At 45.2% G+C, this 24,044-nt stretch carries 16 protein-coding genes; 8 read left to right on the top strand and 8 right to left on the bottom strand.

What is annotated here, in order from left to right; all coding sequences use genetic code 11:
- Positions 1-909 (top strand): metal ABC transporter solute-binding protein, Zn/Mn family, encoded by a 909-nt coding sequence (locus tag ACUVJL_RS28445; protein ID WP_445248915.1) that lies wholly within the window; start codon positions 1-3, stop codon positions 907-909.
- Positions 910-1,096: 187 nt separating this feature from the next.
- Here ACUVJL_RS28445 and ACUVJL_RS28440 read toward each other — a convergent pair whose 3' ends face one another.
- Genes ACUVJL_RS28440 through ACUVJL_RS28430 form a run of 3 tightly spaced genes read right to left on the bottom strand, consistent with a single transcriptional unit; the run spans position 1,097 to position 8,059 of the window.
- On the bottom strand, positions 1,097-4,759 hold the full coding sequence (locus tag ACUVJL_RS28440; protein ID WP_445248914.1) for an ATP-binding protein: 3,663 nt from the start codon (positions 4,757-4,759) through the stop codon (positions 1,097-1,099).
- A complete protein-coding gene (locus ACUVJL_RS28435) occupies positions 4,759-7,776 on the bottom strand; it encodes a hypothetical protein (RefSeq protein ID WP_445248913.1) in 3,018 nt (1,005 codons plus the stop codon). The genes ACUVJL_RS28440 and ACUVJL_RS28435 overlap by 1 nt, the downstream gene beginning before the upstream one ends.
- Before the next feature lie 13 nt (positions 7,777-7,789).
- Positions 7,790-8,059 carry a YciI family protein gene (locus tag ACUVJL_RS28430; protein WP_445248912.1) on the bottom strand — a complete coding sequence of 90 codons (270 nt, stop codon included), beginning with the start codon at positions 8,057-8,059 and terminating at the stop codon, positions 7,790-7,792.
- 160 nt (positions 8,060-8,219) lie between these two features.
- On the opposite strand from ACUVJL_RS28430, the gene ACUVJL_RS28425 reads away from it, so the two are divergent.
- Complete coding sequence (locus ACUVJL_RS28425; RefSeq protein WP_445248911.1) at positions 8,220-8,792, top strand: Uma2 family endonuclease; 573 nt, start codon at positions 8,220-8,222, stop codon at positions 8,790-8,792.
- A 68-nt stretch (positions 8,793-8,860) separates the two neighbouring features.
- Here ACUVJL_RS28425 and pheT read toward each other — a convergent pair whose 3' ends face one another.
- The gene (pheT, locus tag ACUVJL_RS28420) at positions 8,861-11,350 is read right to left on the bottom strand and encodes a phenylalanine--tRNA ligase subunit beta (RefSeq protein WP_445248910.1); all 2,490 of its coding nucleotides are present in this window, start codon (positions 11,348-11,350) and stop codon (positions 8,861-8,863) included.
- A gap of 533 nt (positions 11,351-11,883) precedes the next feature.
- Between pheT and ACUVJL_RS28415 the strand changes: the two genes are divergently transcribed.
- The 5 genes from ACUVJL_RS28415 (at position 11,884) to ACUVJL_RS28395 (ending at position 19,673) form a co-directional block, all read left to right on the top strand.
- On the top strand, positions 11,884-13,524 hold the full coding sequence (locus ACUVJL_RS28415; protein WP_445248909.1) for a protein kinase domain-containing protein: 1,641 nt from the start codon (positions 11,884-11,886) through the stop codon (positions 13,522-13,524).
- Between the two features lie 276 nt (positions 13,525-13,800).
- Positions 13,801-14,634, top strand: a complete 834-nt coding sequence (locus ACUVJL_RS28410; protein ID WP_445248908.1) for an MASE1 domain-containing protein — start codon at positions 13,801-13,803, stop codon at positions 14,632-14,634.
- A 22-nt stretch (positions 14,635-14,656) separates the two neighbouring features.
- Positions 14,657-17,062, top strand: coding sequence for a GAF domain-containing protein (locus tag ACUVJL_RS28405; protein WP_445248907.1), 2,406 nt, complete (start codon positions 14,657-14,659; stop codon positions 17,060-17,062).
- The gene (locus tag ACUVJL_RS28400; protein ID WP_445248906.1) at positions 17,059-18,867 is read left to right on the top strand and encodes a PAS domain-containing sensor histidine kinase; all 1,809 of its coding nucleotides are present in this window, start codon (positions 17,059-17,061) and stop codon (positions 18,865-18,867) included. Before ACUVJL_RS28405 ends, ACUVJL_RS28400 begins: the two co-directional genes overlap by 4 nt.
- A gap of 317 nt (positions 18,868-19,184) precedes the next feature.
- Positions 19,185-19,673 (top strand): hypothetical protein, encoded by a 489-nt coding sequence (locus ACUVJL_RS28395; protein WP_445248905.1) that lies wholly within the window; start codon positions 19,185-19,187, stop codon positions 19,671-19,673.
- Positions 19,674-19,810: 137 nt separating this feature from the next.
- Here the strand turns inward: ACUVJL_RS28395 and ACUVJL_RS28390 are convergent, their stop codons facing one another.
- Entirely contained in the window at positions 19,811-20,308 is a 498-nt protein-coding gene (locus ACUVJL_RS28390; protein WP_445248904.1) for a WbuC family cupin fold metalloprotein, read from the bottom strand.
- Between the two features lie 128 nt (positions 20,309-20,436).
- A complete protein-coding gene (locus tag ACUVJL_RS28385; protein ID WP_445248903.1) occupies positions 20,437-21,654 on the bottom strand; it encodes an RNA-guided endonuclease InsQ/TnpB family protein in 1,218 nt (405 codons plus the stop codon).
- A 168-nt stretch (positions 21,655-21,822) separates the two neighbouring features.
- On the opposite strand from ACUVJL_RS28385, the gene ACUVJL_RS28380 reads away from it, so the two are divergent.
- Positions 21,823-23,049, top strand: coding sequence for a tetratricopeptide repeat protein (locus ACUVJL_RS28380; RefSeq protein WP_445248902.1), 1,227 nt, complete (start codon positions 21,823-21,825; stop codon positions 23,047-23,049).
- A 25-nt stretch (positions 23,050-23,074) separates the two neighbouring features.
- Here ACUVJL_RS28380 and ACUVJL_RS28375 read toward each other — a convergent pair whose 3' ends face one another.
- Together ACUVJL_RS28375 and ACUVJL_RS28370 are read right to left on the bottom strand one after the other, a co-directional pair.
- Positions 23,075-23,230, bottom strand: a complete 156-nt coding sequence (locus ACUVJL_RS28375) for a hypothetical protein (RefSeq protein ID WP_445248901.1) — start codon at positions 23,228-23,230, stop codon at positions 23,075-23,077.
- A 531-nt stretch (positions 23,231-23,761) separates the two neighbouring features.
- A partial coding sequence (locus ACUVJL_RS28370; RefSeq protein ID WP_445248900.1) for a PP2C family protein-serine/threonine phosphatase occupies positions 23,762-24,044 on the bottom strand: 283 nt, incomplete at its 5' end.

The following is a 24,044-nucleotide window of genomic DNA, read 5'->3' as shown; positions in this document are numbered from 1 at the left end:
GTGGGTTTATTTAGTTGCGCTCAAACCCAGAGCGATCGCCTCTCTCCAGAGGCAGATGCTAAACCCAAGGTAGTTGCTACCAGCACAATTATTGAGGATTTGACCGATCGAGTAGCGGGTGGCGAAGTTCAGCTAACAGGAATTTTGCAGCCGGGAACCGATCCTCACGTTTACGAACCCGTGCCAAAAGATTCTCAAGCTTTAGAAAAAGCTAACTTAATTTTGTATAACGGTTACAATTTGGAACCGGGATTAATTAGGATGATGAATGCCGCCGGAATTAAGGCGCGGAAATTAGCAGTGGGGGAAGTAGTCAAGCCTTTGCTACTGAATAAAGAAGGCAATACCGTACCCGATCCGCACGTTTGGGGAAATGTGGAAAATGTAATTCAAATGGTGGAAGCAATTCGGGATGCGCTAATCGACCTGTCGCCGGAAGATCGGGAGAAGTTTACGCAGAATGCTGTGAAACTTACTGAAGAGTTAAAACGTTTGGATAGTTGGATCGAACAAGAGATTAAAACAATCCCCGAAAATAAGCGCGAATTAGTAACAACTCACGATGCTTTTCAATATTACAGCCGCGCCTACGGATTGGGAAGTGCGGGCAGTTTGATCGGGATTAGTACGGAGGAACAGCCGAGCGCTCAAACGGTGCAAAAGTTAGTAGAATCGGTGAAAGCTGCGGGAGTTCCTGCTATTTTTGCCGAGACTACAATTAACCCGCAACTGATTAGAACAGTGGCGGAGGAAGCGGGGGTGAAATTGGCGGCGCAGCAACTTTATTCGGATTCGATTGGGGCGGCCGGAAGCGAGGGCGATTCTTATGTGAAAATGATGTCGGCTAATACTCGTGCCATCGTCGAAGCTTTGGGGGGGAAATACACGCCGTTTGAAGTTAGCAAGTAGCAAGTAGGGTGCCCCGGAAGAGTTTTATTTTCTCTGCGGGGTGACAGCTAGCTGACGCAGCCTACAAGTTTCAGTAGGCTTGCATTGCATAAGTCTTTGATTGATACAGAAACCGCAGATGCAAGGCAGATCAACACAGATAAACGCAGATTATTGAAGGAATTGAAAGCTTGGCAATGCAAGAGGTCTAGTTTACCTGCTTCGACAAAATTAAATTGAGCACGTTCAATTCGTTGGAACTTAAAAGATATTTATCTGTAAAAATCTTTTCTCGGCTTTGTTCTAAACTGTAGCTTCTAAACACGATAAATGGAAAGTCTTGATACTTGTGCCCGATCGGCATTACACTATCTACAGGGTAGATCGATCGCACATAAGCCGACAAAATATCCCGAAACCGCCTGTCTTCCGGTTCTTCCAGTTGGCTGTCAGCAAAATACTCCTGCATTTCCTCCCCGCTGACAAAAGCAAACAGCGGTATGGCATAATAGCGATCGAACTGCTGGCTATATTCTTCCAACCACTGAGTTTTCTCGATTTCACCGTTCAGCAATTTGACTAATTCAATCGCACCTCCTCTAATAGCGGCAATCAAATTCGCTGGGGAGGATTTGCTGTCCCTAATCCAGTACATCTTGTGCAGCAATTCATCATTTACACATTGTTTAATTTCCTCATAAAGCCGCATTTTGTAACTTTCCTCTAATTTTGTTTCGCGAAGATGCACTAGCAACAAACTACCGCAAATAAGACCGTTTTCTATATTCCCATAACTTAGCAAACCCTCAAGCGGATTGCACATTTGCAAAAACTTGCTGTGAAAGTCCTCGCGCATTTGCAGGTAGGAATCGCCAGTCTGGCGGGAGGTGCCGGAAGTTGTCAAAACAAACTTCCCACGACCAAAAAGCCGCTCCAGACTCCTATAAACCTCTTGCAGCCACTTATTTTTCGGGTTGCTCAGGTGTTCACTTTTTAATGTCTTAATTAGAGAAGCCATCTTGCTACTAAAAGTATCCCCCACTGCTGAAACCGACTTACCGCCGATGGGAATCATCAAAAACTTTTCCCTACCTAAATAACCGTATCCCAAAATTCGCGTCATCACCGCAGTCTTGAGAATTAGCAGTAAATTCAACAAACTCAACTTGCTTTCTTGCAGGGAAAGTTCCGCGTCATCCTCGTAATAAAATGCTGTATCTGATAGGTAAAAAACCAACTCCTTATCTTCACCGTCAAGGGTTTTACCTGACTCATCTTCCCCCCGTCCCCGATAAATAACCTGTATCACCTCCATCAGATTTTTCTCAATCTGAAAGCGGGGAATATCAACTAAAATGTGTTTAGTTTTCGGGAAAGATAAGCCGCGACTTCCCGATGCAGTCATAAAGATTACTTTAGCTTTATTTTTGTATTCCTGTATGTTTTCTTTCTCCTCTTCCGAGATACTAGCATGAATTTCGAGATAATCATTAAACGGCTCGAATTTTTCGCGACAATCTCGAATTTTCTCAATTAATTCTGCCAATCTTCCCTTATCCTGAATATAGACTATAATTTGTTCAACACCCGGTTGTGCTAATCGCCGATCGATATCAGCCACTATTGCCGAGTGAACTGCTTTGACTAAATTATTCTTCAATTTTAAAGGCGCATTTTCCTTATATTTAACAGCTTCTATAAACACCTTGTAAGTTATCTCTAAACTGCGGGCTGGGTAGGAATTAGCATTAATCGCAGTTGCAGCCAATCGATTAAACTTAAATGATGGAATGACTTGTAATGGTGGGATAGTTTCAGAATTAGCAGCTAACTTTTTGAAATAAATTTTATCCGGTTCTGGCGAGATATTTTCCAGGTGCTGTTTGATGACATCCACATCTACGATCGAAGCATCCGCTACAATAATTTTAGTATTAAAACCGTGCCGCGAATCTGCCAACTCATAATTTCGGACAATTTGAGTAATTCCTGACAAAAACTCGACACCGCCGTCGTCTCCGGTGACTTCATCTATCATAATGAATAAGTGTTTGATGCGGCTGGATATTTGCTGCATCTTACCAGAAATTACTTTCCCTTCCTTTTTGTTGAAAACATCTTGAAATATCTTTTCAAAGTGCCGGAGGGTATTTTCTCCGTTTTCTGTTACTTTCAAAGACTGGATAGAAACAGTGGCGACAATATTATTACAAATCTTACCGTTAATCAGAGTATATATGCCATCGCAAATGCTGTTTAGCACTCCCCTAGTTTTGACGCTAGCGGGTTGAATTACGGTTTCTCCTTTTCTTTCAATTTGCCGCTGGTGGTACTCTTTTCTCTTAATTTCTGGATTGTCTTTGAGAAACTTGACCGTTGTTTCTGTAAAATCTCCATCACGGCTATTCGAGGCGTACTTGACGGTACGGCGTCCCGCATTGCTGGCAATAATGTCAGAGTTTGTGTTAATACAGAATAACCGATCGTCGCACAGCAAACCAGTATTTTTATCTTTGAATTTTTCGATAATATCTAAGTTTACTTGCTTGCGGGGACTGACGTAAAAAAATAAGAAACCGTCATCGATATGGCTTTTGAGGAAAGTGGCGATCGCAGTTGTTTTACCTATTCCCGGATTCCCCGTTAAAAAAATGTAAGTTTCATTAGACTGAAGTGCTTTCACAATCAATTCAGCATGAGCCTCTCTCAGATTTAATCCGGTGTTAACTTGCAATTTAGCTGCCAGTTCGTCTGATATAATATCGATCGAATTAGCAAAACCATCAATCCGTTCAGGATGAGATACAGTTGTAGACTTTTCCCCAATTGCTAACAGAGAATCGACAAAGTTTTTGCCTTCTTTAAAACTGCGAGTCGCGTTGATTTGGATAACTTTTAAAACCTGGCGGCGAACACTGCTAATATCTTTGTCTGTATGTGGGTTTTTGTATATTTGCGAACAAGTAGACAAAAGATCAAGTTTATCTTTACGAAGGGAAATAGCATTGACAGTGCGATCGCTGTAACCAACTACATTAAACAACACCTCAGCATCACTGGAAATCATCCCGGTTTCTAGCATAAATCCATAGAAACTGTGAGCATAGCTACCCGCCTGAATTAACTTACTGGTTTCCTTATCCTTATAGTTAAAAGCTTTAAAATAGTCTTTCAACCCCTCCGAAAAATCAATTCCTAAAGTGCTGGTATCGATTCCCAGGTTAGAAAAAACACTTTTCGATCGCAAATAGCTAATTTCCCTCCCTAACAGCTTCCGCATCACCTCAACTTCATTCAAATCGGCAACCTCAGCAGCAGCGGGAGAAAAGACAGATAAATCAACGCAGAGAATTCTAAAATTCTTACCTTTCTGTAACAGCAAAAGCGTATCCGCTTGCAAAAACTCGCCTTTTTTTGAGTAGCGGTTGATGTACAAATTAATATCAGCATTTGATAGGCTATATTGCCCGGCTTTTAGTTGCAGTAAAACTTCTTTATAACCTTCTATATCCTCTTTATCATTAGCTCCCATGCTGTTAGTTTTAGTAAAACTGCACTGATAGTACAAAATTTTCAAATGCTGCGGTTTTCCGTCAACAGATTTGAGGTACTCCCGGAAGAAATTCAAGCCGCCCAGAAAGCCTTTATGAATATAAAATAGGCTCCATTTCTCAACTATTTTACCGTCCAAACTGCCAAGCAGATTGGCGTGCCGAGTAATTTCTGCTACCATCTCGGGAAATTTTAGCTGCTGCAAATCCAGACGGTACGAGTTGCCAAAATTGTGAGCAACTTTTTGCTGCTGAATGCAAGCCAAAATCCCGATATTAAATCCAACTTCAAAGAGGCGACCGAAGTTTGCTGCTATCATTATTTTTGACCTCGATCGGTTGCATTTAACACTTCTCTTACCTTATTCAAAAATGCCAGCGAATTAAAATTAGCACTTCCACCCCAGTGACTGAATTCAGATAAAGCACCAACTGAGTCATCGCCAATAATGCGATCGTAGGGATCGAGCTTTAAACTAATTTTTTGGCGAGCTTCGTACCGGGAAAAGTGAAATATTGTCAAATAGTGCAGCAAAGTATTTTTGATTTCCCCCTCATAAATCAAACCTTGGCGAATATCTCGATCGTCAAGAAGGCCTTGATAAATATTCAACAGCGTCGAATAGGAAATCACCCCATTGTAAAAGTTTTTCTCCCCTTGCTGTACTTTAATCCCGTTAAACAAATTGAAAAACACAGCAGCTTGCTTGCTCGTATCTGCAAATAAGCTGGTAAGCTCCGCTGTATCTTGAATATAAAAAGATTCTCCCCGATGCTGTTTGGCGCTGTAAACGTAGTATTTATCAAAAAAAACCGGGTAAATTATAATATCTTCCCGCTCTCCTTTCAAAGTTTTGATGATGTCTTTTGACATAAAAAACAATTTCTCATCTTCCTCATTTTGAGTAATGTGCAGCGTACTCATATAAGGTGCTTGCGAGATATATACAAAATTTCGGTATCCTCGATTGTACAACTGGGTGACAATATCTCCAAGAATTGAGGGCTGAGTATAAAGATCCTGAACGCTGTAGTTTTCTGAGAAAGTTTTCAGCATTCCAACTTGAATAGTATCGTCTTCTTGGCGCTTGATTCCGACGACTTCGCCCAACAAACAGGCTTTTCTATGAGATCTGCCCCTTCCCTTTCTCTCGTCGCTGTCCCTAGTGGATACTGCAATAATTGCTAAATTATCCAACTCAGGAGATAGCTGCACGTTGTTAAATCGAAACTTTTTAGGCAATATTGAATACAGGGAACTCAAGCCATTTTTGGCGGTCAAATGATATTTGTCACCCATAATGCGAAATCCTTGGGAGTTCGAGCGGTGTTTTTCGCTCAAAATGTGAGATAATGTTTTAGAAAGATGTGCCATAAACTTTTCTGAAGGCGAAGGATTCTCGTGGTAGCCTTCGTGAAGTCTCACCATCGGCACGAATAAATTATTTGGTAATTTTTGTAACAAGATTCGCAGGCAAATATATGACATCAGCGAAACAGCAAATTTGTAAACAAAAGCTGTTTGTGGTTTGAAACCTTCCTTGCTGTCTAAGCGTCGGTTGTCGTAGGGGAAAACCACTAATTTTTCCTTAAAATTCTCACTGTAAATTTTTCTCGATCGATCGGCTTTAGGAACCCAAAGTACGGGCAAAGCATACATACCTTTGATATTGTATTCCATGCTGAAACTTTGGAATTCCTCAGTTGGAAAATAGCGGACATCTTCAATTGTAATATTGACCGGCAACTGACAGATAGCTTCTTGGCTGACATTCGCCTGTCCCACGGAAATATACTGAAGCGTTTCCTTGGGATTGCGCTGCACGACATCTTTAAAAAATTCCCCGGTTGTCAAAGTATTATCTATCTTTTGGAGGAGGCCTCTTTTAATCAGAATGTGCCGCGATTCTGTGCGAGGTTGCAAAATGGTTTTTTGTTTAATAAAATCTTGCAAAAAAACCTTAAGGCATTGAATTTTATGGGCGACATTTATTTCATTAAAACGCTTGAAAAAATTTCGTAAAAGTCTCTTTTTATTTTCCTCATCGGAACTCTGCAATACTGGCATAACTACTCGCTCGAATCCTAAAATTGGTTGGCAATCGAGTTCGGATTCCGGGCGATAATTAGCTGCTAGCGGGTTGTGACTTGAGGCAAAGACAAAGTGATACAAAAATGCTATTTTTAATACCTTGCGAAAGAAACTTTCACGATTTGCTGGTGCCTCCAATGCGGCTAAGTGTTCCTCGCTGTCAGGATTTAGGAAACTGAGATTGTAGTCCAATACGCTACCACCGCCCCGCGATTGAACGGGGTTACCAAACTTGAGTTTTAAACCAAAAATAAATTGGCGATCGCCCCCATAATTATCCGTTGTTTCTCCCAGATTACCTGCTATAATGGGAATGATGGGAAGCGCATCCAAAGCTTCCGCTCGCGAAAACATATCTTTATAATTAACTTCAGTTCCCTGGTAGTTAACCAGGTAATCTCCCTCAACTTTATTGCTGTCGTTGATATAGTCTTCTATCAACCGCAAACGCCCGATCAAATCTTGCAAATAAATGCAGCCACGAGAATCTACTTGGTGGGGAGCAATACTGTCAAGTATATACTCCAAATAAGTAATTTTTGCTTCTTTTTTCAGTTGTCCCAGAGTTTCCTTATCCACAACTCGAACCAGACGGTGAAAATCAGAAGTTTCATCTGTCACCATTTCCTCAAGCAGGCGATTCAGTTCTTCCTTGTCATCCTCAGTCTCGGCTTTCTCATCAATATAATTCTCTAAACCCTGCTTCAACTCTTCTTCAAAAATATCTGCATTGCGGACAGAAACAGTCACTTTGTGAAACTTCAGCAGCGAATCGCTGCCAGTACCCAAGCGTTCCAAAGTCAGCTTTTGTTTCTGCAAATTGTGATATTGCGTGTCAAAATCGTATTTGAGACCTAACTGAGTGCCCTTTCCTTTAAAAGATTCTAGGGGACTGGTTAAACTAGCTACAAACTTGTCAATTGCAACACTTTCTCCCACAATTGATTCTAAATGCCGCCGCAGATTAATTTCTATCTCCCTAAGTTGAATGAGGAAACGAGTTTCAACTTCGGGAGTGAAATTCACTGTGGCAGAATGTACTTGATGTTCAAAAAGACCCAAAGGATGTCGCACGTTCTCACTCGATATTTGAGTAGCTACCGCGTCAATATCTATTAGTAAACGATGCTTATCGCCCGAAATGCTAAATGGGTTGTTTCCCTGCAAAGCTTCTAAAATTTTGTCTAGCAAATCGCCATAGTCTACTGGAATTAGTTCCTCGTCGCCTAGTCTTAAGATGTTCACCCTGTTAATCCCTTCAAAAAGCTTGAATCCACTCTTTCACATCGTACTCAGTCCAAACCCCATTTACCCAATAAGGATCGGCTTCCACCAATTGTCGCACCTGCGCCTCATCTTGTGCTTCGTAAATTGCAAAAACTTTAGTTAAGTCTTTTGTTGGCCCGATCGTACTTAACACGCCCGATTCTTTTTGCTTGGCAAGTCCTGCTAAGTGCGCGTCTCGAAACGGCTCGCGTTTTTCGAGAACGTCTTCGCAGTAACTTCCCCACATCACATATTTGGTCACGGTTTTGAGCTTTAGATGAATTTGTTTAAAAGTTATTGTACAATAAGAGTAAGATGTTTTAACTAAAATTTTAAGAATAAGATTAATGAACCGCAGAGGGCGCAGAGGGCGCAGAGGAAGAGGGGAAAGAGAGATGATTGTTAGAGAGGAGTAGATTGCTATGAATTTATTAGACATTCGTTTGTTGACGGTTCAAGAGTATCACCGCATGGCCGAAATTGGGATTCTTGACGAAGATGAACGAGTAGAATTACTGGCGGGACAAATAGTAAAGATGGCAGCCAAAGGAACAGCACACGGTGCAGCGTTGAAACGGACTGTAGAGCTATTACAGAACCTTTTATGGGGGTTGGTATTGCTAAGCATACAAGATCCAGTTCGGTTAAATGATTTCTCGGAACCGGAACCTGACATTGCTTTACTTGTGCGAGATCCACTTTACTATGAAGACCGCCATCCAACTCCGTCTGAAGTTTATCTGATTATTGAAGTTGCCGATACTACGCTGAGAACCGATTTGGGAATTAAAGCGACTATTTATGCTCAGTCTGGAATTGCTGATTATTGGGTTTTGGATGTTAATAATCGGCAACTTCACGTATTTCGAGAGCCGAATCAAGATGGTTATCAAAGTATAGTAGTTCTTGGGGATGATGCGAGCATTTCTCCTTTGCAGTTTCCCGATTTTTCCTTTATGGTTGGGGATATGTTGCGGCCATTGGTGTCAATTTAAGGCTTTTTCCCTGAGTCTGGCAGGGAATGAATTCCCTGCCGACCGACTTTGGTGAGTAGCGGCCTATTTTAGCTTCTCAAACTAACGCCGAATTTCTCAACTAGGATATCGCGGACTTTTTGTTGTACCGGTTCGACATCGCTTTCGTTTAATGTGCGATCCGCGCGGTAAATTAACCGAAAAGCCAAACTCCGCTGTCCCGCAGGTACGTTGTCGCCCCGATATTCGTCGAACAGTTCCACGGAATCCAGCACACTACCGGCCGCCTTTTTCATCGCACTCTGCATCTCAACAACCGGAACTTCAACTGGTGCGAAGAAAGCAATGTCTCTGTCAGAAGGGGGGAAACTCGAATAACCCGCAAACTTGCGAGTCGAATTGCTGCATCGCCCTAATCCACCCAACAGCACCGCTAAATCTAATTGAAACACGTAAACCTGCTCCGGCAAACCCTTTTCCTGCTGCAATTGCGGGTGCAACTGTCCGAACACTCCTAAATGTTGCCCGTTTAACGATAACGCAGCGGTGCGGCCAGGATGCAAGCGCGTATGAGAGGAATCGCTTTGATATTCCACCGACAAACCCAACTCCTGAAACACGCTTTCCAAAACCCCCTTGGCCTCAAACCAAGTCAAAGGTCGATCGCGCCCGGACTGCTGCCATTTCCACACAGTCGGATCGCCGCCGATAATCCCCGCCACTGCATCGGCTTCCTTCATTGTGGGGTGGGCATCCTGCTTTCCATTAATTGTGGGGTGGGCATCCTGCCCGCCCTCTTCCTTCCAGAAAATGCGGCCGACTTCAAAACCGTTTAGTGCGCCATTTCCCTGTTCCAAATTGTACTGGAAAGCATCAATCAAACCCGAGAGCATTTCTGTCCGCAAAGCCGAATACTCTACAAACAGGGGATTCGCCAGCACAACCTGATTGTCTCCCTCAGTTTTCACCAAAGAATAGTGCATCAACTCGGTCAAACCGGCCGCCCGAAAAGCCGATCGCACATTCCGAATTGCCGCATATTCCGGCGACAGATAACCGGGTTCCGTTTTGCTGGGCAAAGTATCGCAGAAATTGTCGTAGCCGTGGAGTCTGGCAACTTCTTCAATTAAGTCAATTTCCCTTTCTAAATCGCGGTAGCGGTAAGGAGGAACAGTTATCGCCAACACCCCTATTTTTTCCGTCGCAACAACTTCGCATCCCAAGGCTGTGAGAATATTTTTTACCTCTTCCGGTTCCAGATATTTAGAACGGCCCGTTTGTCCTCTTTTCAACTGGCCCAAAACCAGATGTACTCGGTCTAAACGCAATTCGAGCGATCGGCTAAAACTCAAATCATCGCCCGAACTCGCCATTTTCTGCACCGTCGCAGTGCCTCCAGCCCACTCCAAAATTAGGGCAACAGCGCGGTTGCAGGCCGTCGTCAAGGCCGCCTGATTCACCCCCCGTTCGTAGCGGATCGAAGCCTCGCTCCGCAGGCCTTGAGCGCGGGCTGAACGGCGAATCGTTGCCTGGTCAAAAATCGCTGCTTCTAAAACTAAATTTTGCGTGTCTTCGTGAACTTCCGTATCTTCGCCGCCCATTACCCCAGCTAAGGCAACGGGTTTGTCGCTAGCAGTAATTAACAGATTTTGTGCTTGCAGCTTGCGGTTTTGTCCGTCCAAAGTTTTGAAGGATTCCCCTGATGCAGCAAAGCGGACGCCGATGCTGATATCTTGAGTACCGGTGAAAGATTGCAGGCGATCGCGATCGAAAGCGTGCAGCGGTTGTCCCCATTCCAGCAAAATGTAATTAGTTACGTCAACTACATTATTAATCGGCCGCACTCCCGCCGCCTGCAACCGCTGCTGCAACCAAGCTGGAGAATCAGCAATTTTCACACCTTCAATTGCCGTGCCGATGTAAATCGGGCATCCTTGCGGTTCGGATATTTCTACTGCCAAACCAGGACTTTCTTTGCCCTCAATCACAACACCATTCGCTTCGGGAATTCTCAAACTCGCCCCAGTCAGCGCTGCTACTTCCCGCGCTACACCCACCATGCTCAAAGCGTCAGCACGGTTGGCAGTTGCTGTCAAGTCTAAAATCACATCGTCTAAACCCAAAAGTGGGCGAATATCGCTGCCCAATTCGGGATTTTCTAACTCGAAAATGTGAATGCCGGCTGACTCTTTAGCCAGTCCCAATTCTGCCAGAGAACAAATCATTCCTTCGGAAGGAACGCCCCGCAATTTAGCAGGTTTAATCTTTAAATCAATAGTCGGCAGAAAAGTTCCGACAACAGCGACAGGCACGTAAATGTCGGCTCTAGCGTTGGGTGCGCCGCAAACAATATTCAAAGCTTCTGAGTAGCCCACATCCACTTGACAAACTCTCAATTTGTCTGCATTCGGATGCTGTTCGCAGGCGATGATTTTCCCCAAAACTACACCGCTTGCCCAAGGGCGGCGGTCTTCGATATCTTCGACTTCAAACCCTGCCATTGTCAGGGTTTCGGCTAATTCTTCCGGGGAGATCGACACATCCACCAATTCCTGCAGCCAGTTTAGAGAAATACGCATAATTTAGTCAGTAGTTAGTTGTCCGCGATCGGTAGTTATTACTCATTAGTCTGCGCCGACCGGCTTCGACTGTGCAGTCACAGAATTTATTCGGCCAAGCCTTTCCTACCATAAAATTTTCAAATTGTCAATACCTTTATGGTATACATAAGGAAAAACGAGCGATCGGCCTAAAGGTCTATCACTGCTGGGGGATGAGTAACATTCTCATTCTCTCAATGAGGTATGCTAGAGACATCTAACAGCGGAAAAAGCATCTAAGTGTAGAAAGACTTTACACAAAAAAGGACAATTTTAGCAAGTCTTTAAACTATCTTCAAGGATAATAAACGGAAAAAACTCGCAGCAGCGAGATAATCAAAATAGGGAAAAGATATCTGCCTAAAAGACTTAGGTGCAATTCCAATTCGCAACCGGACGCACGGGCCGCCGGCAACTGATAGATTAGTATTTCTAGCAGAAGCAGGAACAGGCAATTTGTGCAGTCGAGCGACGCTGGCAAAATCAGAAAAACATAGGCAAACTCAATCCATATGAGCTACTGCGTAAATCCGGGCTGTGCCCATCCTCAAAACCCTCCTGACTCTATTCTCCAGTGTCAGACGTGCGGTGCGCGGTTATTGCTGCGCGCTCGCTACCGAGTCATGGAACCCTTAGGACAAGGAGGTTTTGGAGCTACATTTCTGGCAAAAGACATCTCATTGCCCGGTCAACCAAGTTGTGTGGTCAAGCAACTGCGACCCAGTAGTTTGTCGCCGCGAGTTTTAGAAATGGCGCGGGAATTATTCAAGCGAGAGGCGAAAACCCTCGGCCAACTGGGCGACCACCCGCAAGTACCGAGGCTACTAGACTATTTTGAAACCGACCAGCAATTTTACTTAGTTCAAGAGTATGTTAAAGGCTCGACTTTGAAACAAGAAGTCAAGCAGTCAGGCCGTTTCAATGAATCGGACGTTAAAAATTTTCTATTAGAAATTCTGCCAGTAGTGCAATATATCCACAGCCAAGGAGTAATTCACCGAGACATCAAACCCGCAAATATTATTCGCCGAGTTCAAGACAGCCACTTAGTTCTGATTGACTTCGGAGCGGTAAAAGACCAAGTTAGCCAAACAATATTATCAGACCCCGCCGACCCCAACGACTCCAGCGCCAACACGAAATTTTCAGTCGGCACATTTAGTTTCGCTCCCCCGGAACAAATGGCGCTGCGGCCGATATTTGCCAGCGATATCTACGCCGTGGGCATGACTTGCTTGTACTTGCTCACAGCAAAGTCGCCCAAGGATTTAGATTTTGATGGAGTAACGGGCGAAATTGTTTGGCAGCCCCACGTTCAGGTGAGTCCATATTTTGGGCGGATTCTCGAAAAAATGCTCAAGCCGATGGTTGGCCACCGCTTCCAATCGGCAGCAGATGTCCTCAGAGCTCTCTCCGGGGAATTTGAAGACCCAAGTCTTATCGATGGCTTGGCAACTAAATTCAACGGCTCGAATGGTACTGTTGAAGAACTGACTATATTTAATGACGCGAGTTCTTCGTGGTCACCGCCTCAGAACAAAATCAATCAAGATTTACGATCGAACCAAAGCCGCATTGGTAAAACTTCCTTGAGCCAATCCGGCAACACGGGGATGCAGCCGAGAGTTTCCCGAACTCTGGCTGAGTCCGGCAGAAGTTTCGGGACGGTTGGAAATTCTACGGGCAGTTTACCAGCGTCAAAGATACCGAAAGTTGCTGCTAAGTGGGACACCAACAGCTTGCGAGCGGCATATTTTAAAGGTAAGCGCGATTTTGCTGGCTGCGAACTGTCTGGGCTGCAACTGCAAAAATTGCAGTTAGCGGGGGGGAATTTTTATGAGGCTAAGTTGGTGAAGGCAAATTTGCAAGCAGCGGATTTGTCGGGGGCGAATTTGGGTCACGCGAGGTTAATTAAGGCGAATTTGCGAGATGCTAACTTGAGTGAGGCTTATTGCAGCACTGCCAATTTTGAATGCGCGGATTTCCGAGGTGCTGACTTGACGGGGGCTTATTTGGCTAAGGCGAATTTGCGGGGGGCAAATTTGTGCGGGGCGAATCTTACCAACGCTACAGTTTCTGAGGAACAACTGGCAATGGCAAAGACCAATTGGCTTACGGTTAAGCCTGATGGCAAGCGGAATTTTGGATTTTAAAAAGTCAGTAGTCAGTAGTCAGTAGTCATTAGTCAGTAGTCAGTAGTCAGTAGTCAGTAGTCATTAGTTAGTGGGTAGCTGCTACGAATAACCACAGTCAACAGTCAACAGTCAACAGTCAACAGTCAACAGTCAACAGTCAACAGTCAACAGTCAACAGTCAACAGTCAACAGTCAACAGTCAACAGTCAACAGTCAACTCCCCACTCCCCCAGTCAGGTGAGTCGCCAGGAGGAAGCGCGATCGCCGAGGAGCCGCCTAAATTAAAAACTAGGAATGGAGGATTCTCTTGCACAAAAAATGAAACTGCTCAACCGCCACACTCGACCGCTTCTGTACGCCGGTATCCTGGCTCTGACCTACTTTGTTACCGGAAAACTCGCAGGGTCGATACTGGGACTGGTGAAAGCCGAAGCCTCTCCCCTGTGGCCACCCGCCGGTATTGCTCTAGCGGCACTGCTACTGCAAGGGCGGCGGATGTGGCCGGGAATTGCCCTGGGTTCGGTGCTGTTAAACTTTACGGACGGTATACCGTCCGCCGTCATTGTCACCTCAGCCTTTAGCGTCACCCTGCAAGCGCTGGTTGGGGAGGCTTTGCTCACTCGGAGCGGATTTTCTACCAAACTCGCAAGATTGCGAGATGTTCTGGGTTTGGTGGTGGGCGCTGTCATCGGGTCTACTTTCCTCGGCTCTACCCTCGGCAACTTGGGCGCGTGCATTTTTGGTTGGACTCAGTGGAGCAATTTTTCTCGGAACTGGTGGACTACGTGGCTCGGAGACGGGATGGGAATTTTGATTGTGACCCCAGTGCTGCTGACTTTGAACCACCTCGTTAACAGTTTTAAATTTCCACTAAAACTGAGATGTTTCATTATTCTCAATTACTTGTTTAGGAATAGGCAAGATGCCTGTTCCACAAGAGATGAATTTTCTCGTGGAACAGGCATCTTGCCTGTTCTTGATAATGGCATCTTGCCTGTTCTTGATCAGGGTGTAAAATGTGAGATAAAACCTGGGATTATTTCAAGATTAAAAGCATTTTTTAACTGGGTAAATTCCAAGTTACAAATTCCAAGTTACAAATTATCCAAGCACATCTTCTGCAAATAAAAACCGCTATAATCTTCTATTTTTGATTATTAATTATTTAGAAAGAGCGCTCTGGCTGACTCTTTTGCTGAGCGTTAGCTGGCTGGTTTTTTGCTCAAAAACACAGGCGGCGAGCGCTCAGTATCCGCTGGAGTATTTGCCTTTTCCTCTGATAGTTTGGGCCGCCCTGCGGTTTCAACCGCCGTCCGCGATTTTTGCTTATTCGATCGTGTCTTACATCGCGATTTGGGGAGCGGTGCAGGGAGGGGGCCCGTTTTTGGCCAAAAGCGATAATCTCAAACAAGCGGTGTTATTTTTACAAGCTTTTACCGGTACGATCGCCCTTGTGGCTCTGATGTTGGCGGCCGCCGTAGCAGAACGCCAGCAAGCGCTTTTTGAGGTGCGCCGCACGGCCGCCATGCTGCGATCGCGCGAAGCTAGTCTGGCGAACGCTCAGCGCATCGCTCAGTTGGGCAATTGGGATTTAAATTGCACCGCCGTCACAGCAACTGACAACTGCGAAGAATCCGCAGAACATCATATATCCAATATCGAATTGCGGTGGTCAAACGAACTTTACCGCCTCTTGGGTTTTGATCCGGGAACTGTCAAACCGACACCATCCGTTTTTTTGCAGGCGGTACATCCAGAAGACCGAGAATTGGTGGCGCGATCGCACCGCCAAGCTATGTTGGAGCACAAACCCTATTGTATTAACTACCGAATTGTGGTGGCAGACGGCTCCGAACGCACTGTCTGCGAACAGTCGGCAATTCAGTCAGGGGCGATCGCCGCGACAGTACAAGACGTTACCGAACGCCACCGCGCGGAAGTGGCTTTGCGCGCGTCCTCCGATCACGATCGCTTGCTCTCAGAAATGGCCCTGCGAATTCGCCACTCCCTCGACCTCGAAGAAATTCTCAACACTACTGTTGCCGAAGTCCGGCAATTTTTTAAGGCAGACCGCGCTTTCATCGGTATTATGGACGCGGACGGGGTACATCTTCCTAGCCCAGTGTACGGTAAGGTTGTGGCCGAGTCTGTGGGAAGCCAATGCCGTTCTCTTCTCGGGTGGGTGCTCGCTGATGAGAATCACCTCGAAAACTTGAGAACGTTTTATGCCACCAACCGTGTCCGAGCTATCTCCGATACTGCTAGCGTTCAACTCAGCGGTGCAGTTGCCCAATTATACAGCGACTATCAAATTAGAGCGACGTTAAATGTGCCGATCGTCCTGGGCGATGAATTGTTCGGGATCTTGGCCGTCAACCAGTGCTCGGAGCCCCGCCAGTGGCAGGAATTTGAAATTGATTTGTTGGAAAAACTCGCTACCCAAGTGGCGATCGCTCTCCAGCAAGCCCAACTTTTGCAGCAGGTAAAAGCTCTCAATGCCAACTTGGAATCTCAAGTGGAGGAACGCACCCGCCAACTACAGCAAAAAATGCACGAACTGGAAGAAATCAATTCCCTGAAAGACCTATTGTTGCACGCAGTTTCTCACAATCTCCGCACTCCAGTTATGGGAATGTTAATACTGCTGAAAAATTTGCTCAACAAATCGCCCTCTGACTCTCTACAGGATGTTCCGGTTTCTCGATCGATTTTGGAGCGGATCGTTGGGGCCAGCGAACACCAGTTGACTATGGTTAATGCCCTGCTCGACGCTCACGCTAGCGAGGTCAAAGGTATTGTTCTCAATACTGTACCGCTGTATTTGCAGTCTTTAACTTCAGCAATTGTTGCCAATTTAGAACCGATGTTAGCCAAAAATCAAGCAACTTTGACTGAGGAAATCCCGGCGGATTTGCCACAAGTCAATGCCGACAGCAAACCCTTGCAGCGGGTGCTGGAAAATCTGTTGACTAATGCTATTAAACACAATCCTCCGGGAGTTAATATAACTTTTAAAGCTGAGGTAATTGAAGTTGAAAAAGTGCTACGTTATGAAGAAGATTCACAGGCTTTAACATCGCTAAATAATCCGATCGCCCGCTATATCCCTAACCTCGCCTCTGCTGCGGGCGATCGTCCTAGGATGTGCGAGACCACCCAGAAAAATCAGGAAACCCGGGCCAAATTTCACCTCGACGGCAGTTGCAAAATGCCCCGCTATCAAGGTCAAATTGGCAATATCGGCAGCAAATTGCCAGGAGTCACCGTAAAAATGGTTCGCTGTAGTGTAATAGATAATGGAGTGGGAATCAGCGCCAAACAGCGGGAATCTCTGTTTGAACTTTACGTTCCAGACCCTAATAGCCGACAATTAACAGGCCTAGGTTTGGGACTGTACCTGTCAGGAGCAAATTATCAAAGCTCACGGTGGCTTCATCGGCGTCGAAAGCACTCCCGGAGGTGGCTCGACTTTCTGGTTTTCGCTACCTGCTGTCAACTCGGACGATCGATCTTTCTCAATTCTTTAATCTCAAATCTAAAATCTAAAATGGTATGAGCTATTTGGGCAAGGCAAAATCTGTTCAGGCGTTAACGGTTTACGAGGTGTGGCGCGATCGCTTCCTCCGAGACAGGCTGCGCCCTGCTGTGGGAATTGCCATCTTTTTTGCCTTCACCATAACTGTCTATTTTCTGGGCGAAAGATTCTTCGCTCACCAGGAGTTTAAAAGTGTTTATTTGTACACGAGCGCTGCTGTAGAATTGGGTTTGCTGACCTGTTTTGTCTTACAAAAAACCTCCTTCGGACAGCGCTATCCCGGTTTGCTATTTTTGGGTTTTTCGTGGTCGCTGACGGTAGTTGTACAGCTTGGGCTAGCTGTCGCACAAGCCGGGGAATTACCAATTTTTACCTGGAGTTTAGCGTTTCTGATCCAAGCTACGCTGATGCCCGTCCGCTGGCGCCTCCACCTGATTTCTCAACTCGGCGTTTTGTGTTTCCACGTCGGCATAAATTTGGTTTTAAATCTAAGTTTTGCTAAGTATACTCCTTTTAAGTTGACCGGGTTGTACTTATATTTGTTTTGGTTTTGTTTGATTTGCGATTTGTCGGTTTATTGGTACGAATGTCTGCAACGGACAGAGTTTAGTACCAGGCGGGAGTTGGAATCTGCTTACCAGCAGTTGGAGGCGGCGGAGGCGAAGTACCGCAGCATTTTCGAGAATGCCGGCGAGGGAATTTTTCAAAGCACTCCCGATGGCCGCTACATTACTGCAAATCCAGCTTTGGCGCGGATTTACGGCTGCGATTCCCCGGAAGAAGTGACGGCAAAGTTTACTGATATTGATCGGCAGTTGTACGTCGATCCGGCTCGCAGAAATGAGTTTTTGCGATCGATCGAGGAAAGCGGCACAGTATCGGATTTTGAATCTAAAATTTACCGCTCAGACGGGAGTATTGTCTGGATTTCCGAGAAGGCGCGGGCGGTACGCGATCGCAGCGGCTCCGTGCTTTATTATGAGGGTTTAATTGAGGATATCACGCAGCGCAAACAGGCACAAAAATCGCTGCGGCTGTTTATCCACGCTCTTTCTCACGACTTGCGAAACCCGGTGGCGGGAATGTTAATGGTGCTAAAAAATTGGCAGAGGAAAACTGGGGATTCGATCGCAATTCCCCGTTCTGTTTTGGAGCGGATGATTCAAGGTAGCGAACAGCAGTTGCGGTTGATAAATTCGCTTTTGGAAGTTCACGCCGGGGAATTGCGCGGTTTGGTTTTGCACTGCGATCGAGTTGACTTGAGAGCCGTAGTTGAAGCGGCTGCGGCCGATTTGGAGCCTTTAATGAATGAGGCTAAAGCTAATTTTAAAAATTTGATTACCGATAATTTGCCCGCCGTGAATGCTGATCATACTCAGTTAAGGCGCGTGTTTTCTAATTTAATTGCTAATGCTTTAAAGCACAATCTGCCCGGACTAAATTTAACAGTTTCCGCTCAAGTAATCAAGGCGGGTAAATTAATTATAAATCAAAAACAAGGAAAACAAGACATCGACAAATTACCGATTACCCATCCACAATCCCCAATTACTAATCCCCAATTATCAATCCCCAATTCCTCAAGTAGCATGATTTACTGTACCGTTGAAGATGACGGGGCGGGAATATTGCCGGAACAGTGCGAACATCTTTTTGACCTTTACGTTAGGGGTGATCAATCCCGACACTCCGTAGGTTTAGGTTTGGGTCTATATCTTTGTCGGCAAATTATTGGCGCTCACGGCGGGGAAATTGGGGTAATTAGCAGTCCCGGTGCTGGGGCAAGTTTTTGGTTTACTTTGCCGCTGGCTGAGAATGCCCGGTGATTGTTTTGTATGTTTAATTACAGTTTATTTAGCAACCTCGCGCGATATTTAGAACGTTCTTAATTGCACAAACCCTTGGGAAATATTGCTTCTTCCGACGGACATCGGACTTCTGCTATACTTTGGTTGTACAGTCGCAAGTGGCTTTTTGAGCGGCCGGGGCCAAATTAGTCTATCAGACTATTGATATTAATTTAAAACCGTGCTAGAGTGACCGAAATGTTTCTAAATGAAAAAAAAATCCGAGCTTCAGATTTTCTTTAGAAACATCGTTTAATCTAGAAAATCTCTAAAACTAGATAAAAAATCTGCAATATATGTTTGTCCAGAAAAGCTCAGAAAATACAGCTAAAGACGATGCAGCCAAGTACGACTCAGCTAAATATAACGAGCGGTCGTTCTCAACTTTAATTCGGGCGCTCCGTCTTTCCCAAGGTTACTTTTCTTTCATTTTAGTCAACTGCAACTCACTGGCTGTGCGGCAGCAAATAGTCGATCGGCTGCAAGCAACTTCTGCCGTCAAACCACGGCAAGTGTTTTTGCCCGAATCGGCCACAACTCTCTACAGGACAATCGCTGCAGAAGTAGATGGGGAACAGCCTCCAGCTTTAATGATCCTCGGTTTGGAATCAGTGCAGGCGATCGATCGATTGCTCGTTTCTACCAACCTACTATGCAGCGAATTTAGCAAAAAATTTTCCTTTCCCGTCGTCTTTTGGGTGACGGATGAACTTCTAAGAAAAATTATTCGCACCGCCCCGGATTTATACAATCGGATGACGACAATTAGATTCATCAGTCAGTAGTAATCAATCGATCGATTTTAGATTTTAGATTTTAGATTTTAGATTTTAGATTTTTAACAGTCAACTGTCAACTGTCAACTGTCAACAGTCAACAGTCAACAGTCAACAGTCATCAGTCAACAGTCATCAGTCATCAATCAACTGTTAAATTCCGCTTCCCAAATCAAAACTAATTCCCGCGCCGCCGCAGTTTCCTCAGCAGGAAAATCTGCCAAAAAATATTTATCCGCCGCCACCTCATAAGGTCCTTCCTTGAACTCCAAAATCACAGTATCCGGCGCCAAAGCTACTAACGTGTGAATAGTGCCCTCTGGAAGTTCGACAGCGCGAGTCGGGCCCGCAGCGCTGACTCGCAAGGAACTAAGAATTTGACCGTTTTCGTTCAAAAGAACAATACCGACTTCTCCTTGAATCACTATGAAAAACTCAAAACCGTTAACTGCGGGCGGGCGCAGGTGTTGGTGAGGACGGACGTAAGTGCCCGGTTGCAGCACGTTGACAAACCGCTGCACTTTTTCAGAGGACAAATCATGAAAATTGTAGTTTTGTCGCTGGCGGGGACTGCGGCGGGAGGAAGCGGCAACTTCCTCTAGCAATTCTTGCGTCAGCAATTTGATCCGAGTAGACTGCACCATAGATATCCTGTATTTATTCACGTACTCCCCGGCATGAATGAGCGGGGATTTTCAAAGGATTTTACGAAACAGGCTTGGACCGTGTCTCTCCACCCTTTTTCCTGCTTCTTTGACTCTTAACTAGACTGTTACCAGTCCCCGTCAGACCGTCTCCACAGGCAATTTGTTGAACGCTGCGACGCAGCGCAGAGATCCCTTGAAAAGCGGATCACTTGTGTGGCGGCTACATCTTGATGAGTTGTGTAGCCACATTCATGAGAGATAGGAAGCCTATCACTCAAATCTTTTTTTTCAGTATGCGTGTCGCATTGTGGGTAGACTTGCGACGTGTAATCCTTGTTCATTTTGTCAAAGTAAACACCTCGCTTCGAGCACACCCATTGCAGAATCGAGACAAATTGCCCAAATCCAGCATCTAGCCTGTGCTTATCTAGCATTCCTTTCGCCCATACCCGAAAGTCAATATCCTCAACCAACAGCATTCCAGCGTCGTCGCACAGTTTGTGAGCGAGTTTAAAATGCCAGTCTTTACGAGTATCAGCAATGCGTTGATGCAATCGTGCAATTTTCCGATTTAGCTTGTGCAGATTGTTCGATCTTTTCTGCTTATGTTTCAGTCTGCGTTGCAGCAATTTCAGCTGGGGATGCAATGAATTTAAGCATCGAGGTCGTTCAATCAATTTTCCATCAGAGGTTGCAGCAAACTTATCAAGCCGCTCGTCAATTCCCCTCAGATGACCCGCTGGCAATGTATGCGGCACTTTAACATTGCATTCCAACGTGAACATGAGGAAGTATCCCGATGGCTTGCGAACTACCCGAACTTGCTTTGCAACAAAACCGTCTGGGATCTTGCGAGACTTGACATACTCCATCAAGCCCAACTTTGGCAACTTAATCTGATTGCCTCTGAGGAATTGAGTAGCCCCCAATTGCGGATACACGAATGAGCGCATTTTATAGCGATTCTTGAATCGAGGAAATCCCATTCCTTCGCGCTTGATGTCAATGAATGCGGTTTCCCGTTTTCTCAAAACTTGCTGTAGCACTTGAGCATTAACCGTTTTGAGTTCTGGATACTGCTTTTTAGCAACGGTCAGTGATTTCGCTTGAGCGTTGTAATTCGGATAAGGTGCATCGGCAGGAACGATATATTCAGACGTGATTGAGCAAGCATTCACCCGGCACTTACGAGAATTAATCCAGTCTTTACCCTCACGTAAAGCAAAGTTCCACACCTTTTGGCACAGGATCAGCGTGTGATCGATTAGCTGGACCTGCTTATTTGTGGGTACTGCTTTGTACTCGTAAGTTAAGGTTAACACTTGAATCACCTCCTTAGGCATAATCCTACTCTATTTTGTAGAATCTTGTAGAAAGAAGTGACGAGCAGCTTTTAAGCTGCAACGCAGGTTTCATCAAGACCTTGAAAGACCGGGGTTCTCACGCGATGCGCTATAGTTTTTAAACAAATGGGCTAGTCTGGGATCATCTTTACTAGCATTTCTTGAAAGATGAAAATCGCAAATCAGGTGTCTATCACTAAGGCAAGACGTTTGTCAAGTATTTTTAGCACAAGTATTCGCCCGATCGCCCTTTCGACTATTCTAGTCTGCGCCAATACCGTTTTTGCATCTGAACCGAGAGCGGCAGCACTTTTGGTTCAGCAGCAATTGCCACAGGAGCAACTTAAAGAAGAGATTCGCGATCGAGTTCAAGAAGAAGTTGACATTGCTTTCGGGCGCACGGCGGTACTGCTGAACGGGCTCGTAATTGCCTTAACTTTGTTTCCGACAGCAGCCGGAGTCGGAGTTTGGTTTCTGTTGAGCAAACTGTCCAAGCAGACAACAATTGCTCGCCAAGAAATTGAAAGTCTCCATTACGATACAATCTCTCAATTAAAACTATTAATTTCGGACGCTGAAAGTATCTTAGGCGAAATTCAACACCAAAGTCACCCGGCGGATGCAGAAACAGACTTGTTATTGCCCGATGCCCAAATTCAAGAATTTGCTCCGGTTAACTATAACAATTACCAACAGCTATTGACGGCCGGCGACTATGCTAAACAGGGAGATGCTTGTTTCTTTGAAAACCGTTATGAAGATGCGATCGCCGCTTACGATCAGGCCCTGCAAATTCAGCCGGATTTAGCCGATACTTGGAATAACCGAGGAGTAGTGCTCACGAGAATGCAGCGGTATCCAGAGGCGATCGCCTCTTACGAAAAAGCTACTACAATTCGCCCGAATTATCCCGACGCTTGGAACAATCGAGGCGTAGTGCTCTTGGAGTTGCAGAAGTACCAGGAGGCGATCGGCTGTTACGAACAAGCAATTCAAGCCAAACCAGATTACGCCGACGCTTGGAACAACCGAGGCGTTGCTTTTTCCAAAATGCAGGAGTACGAACAAGCCGTAATTTCTTACAATCAAGCCCTACAAATTAAAAATGATTATACTGACGCTTGGAACAATCGAGGCGTTGCCCTCTCAAAATTGCAAAAATACGAAGCTGCGATTGATTCCTACGACAATGCTGCTAAAATCCGGCCAGACTTTTACAGAATTTGGTACAATAAAGCCCGATGTTATGCGCTACAAGGCCAAATTGACTTGGCAATTGAAAATTTGAAACGCGCCCTCAATCTCAACCCCAATTTGTGTAAAGAATTGGCAAAAACTGAAGCAGACTTAGAAAAAATTCGCGAACACGACGCATTCAAGCAGTTGATTAATTGATCGGAACAATCTAGGGTGTACACTGCTAGCCCTGTCTGGCGTGAATGCCGAGCAAGCTAAAGCGAAGCTGTAGAAAGATGACGATGCCGCGAATCCACAATTCCCCGGTGGTTTCTTCTTCTTGGGGAAGCGCGGCTGCTTCAGGAAAGACTTCAAATTCACTCGCCCAGCCTGCCTCCAACAGAAAATCAGCTAAGACAGGGCTAACTATAGCAGTCCTAAATCATGTGCGAACCTCTTTCTTTCTCTCTTCTCTGCGTCCTCTGCGTTCTCTGCGGTTCGTTAAAAAAAGTCGCGATCGCAAATCAAATAACATATAGCAATCCTAAATCATTTGTGAATTTCTTACTCCCGGACCGCGGCTTCGGGGAGGGCTGGGGTGGGGTAAAAAATTTATGACTCCTGCAAGGATTGCTATAGCTATAGCTATAATTGCCCGTGATTGATGGGTAGCTGCGTTTACTTAAATGATTGTGCCAGTCCCTTCTGCTGTTATAGCTACTTCAATTGTAGCTTGACCGAAAGTTGGAATGCCCAGAGGTATGTACCGCCTTTTTCGCCGCAGAAAAAGTAACAATTAAATTGAGAATCTCAGCTTAGAGAAGTGAGGAAATGGAGTAAGTAGACATCTATCAACGCCAGCAGGAATTAGGGAATTTAGGTGTTAACACGACAACTCGCGCATCCCTGTCCTTTCGACGCTTTCCGGATATTACTTCTGTTTAATTACTACCAAAGTAATGTCATCAAATACTGTTTGCTCCCCCATGTATCGCCGCACGTCCTCAATAACAGCTTGCTTAATTTTTGCGGCTGACTGTTCCCTGTTAAGGACAACAACTTCAATCAATGGCTCGATACCGTATTGAGCTTTATTCATATCAAAAGCTTCCGTAATTCCATCGGTGTAGAGTACGACAACATCCCCCGAATTCAAATGTATTTCAGTAGAAGCAATGAAATCGGCAATATCTGGTTCCAAGGCGATGGGAAAG

Origin of the sequence: Microcoleus sp. OTE_8_concoct_300 (genome assembly GCF_031383065.1) — a bacterium.
Classification (GTDB): domain Bacteria; phylum Cyanobacteriota; class Cyanobacteriia; order Cyanobacteriales; family Microcoleaceae; genus Microcoleus.
The sequence above is the reverse complement of the archived record's forward strand: the minus strand, read 5'-3'. Positions and strand labels throughout refer to the sequence as shown.

Excerpts from the sequence above, each read along its gene's own strand:
- ACUVJL_RS28440 (WP_445248914.1), bottom strand. The coding sequence starts at position 4,759 with ATGATAGCAGCAAACTTCGGTCGCCTCTTTGAAGTTGGATTTAATATC.
- ACUVJL_RS28425 (WP_445248911.1), top strand. The coding sequence starts at position 8,220 with ATGAATTTATTAGACATTCGTTTGTTGACGGTTCAAGAGTATCACCGC.
- pheT (WP_445248910.1), bottom strand. The coding sequence starts at position 11,350 with ATGCGTATTTCTCTAAACTGGCTGCAGGAATTGGTGGATGTGTCGATC.
- ACUVJL_RS28415 (WP_445248909.1), top strand. The coding sequence starts at position 11,884 with ATGAGCTACTGCGTAAATCCGGGCTGTGCCCATCCTCAAAACCCTCCT.
- ACUVJL_RS28410 (WP_445248908.1), top strand. The coding sequence starts at position 13,801 with ATGGAGGATTCTCTTGCACAAAAAATGAAACTGCTCAACCGCCACACT.
- ACUVJL_RS28400 (WP_445248906.1), top strand. The coding sequence starts at position 17,059 with ATGAGCTATTTGGGCAAGGCAAAATCTGTTCAGGCGTTAACGGTTTAC.
- ACUVJL_RS28395 (WP_445248905.1), top strand. The coding sequence starts at position 19,185 with ATGTTTGTCCAGAAAAGCTCAGAAAATACAGCTAAAGACGATGCAGCC.
- ACUVJL_RS28390 (WP_445248904.1), bottom strand. The coding sequence starts at position 20,308 with ATGGTGCAGTCTACTCGGATCAAATTGCTGACGCAAGAATTGCTAGAG.
- ACUVJL_RS28385 (WP_445248903.1), bottom strand. The coding sequence starts at position 21,654 with ATGCCTAAGGAGGTGATTCAAGTGTTAACCTTAACTTACGAGTACAAA.
- ACUVJL_RS28380 (WP_445248902.1), top strand. The coding sequence starts at position 21,823 with ATGAAAATCGCAAATCAGGTGTCTATCACTAAGGCAAGACGTTTGTCA.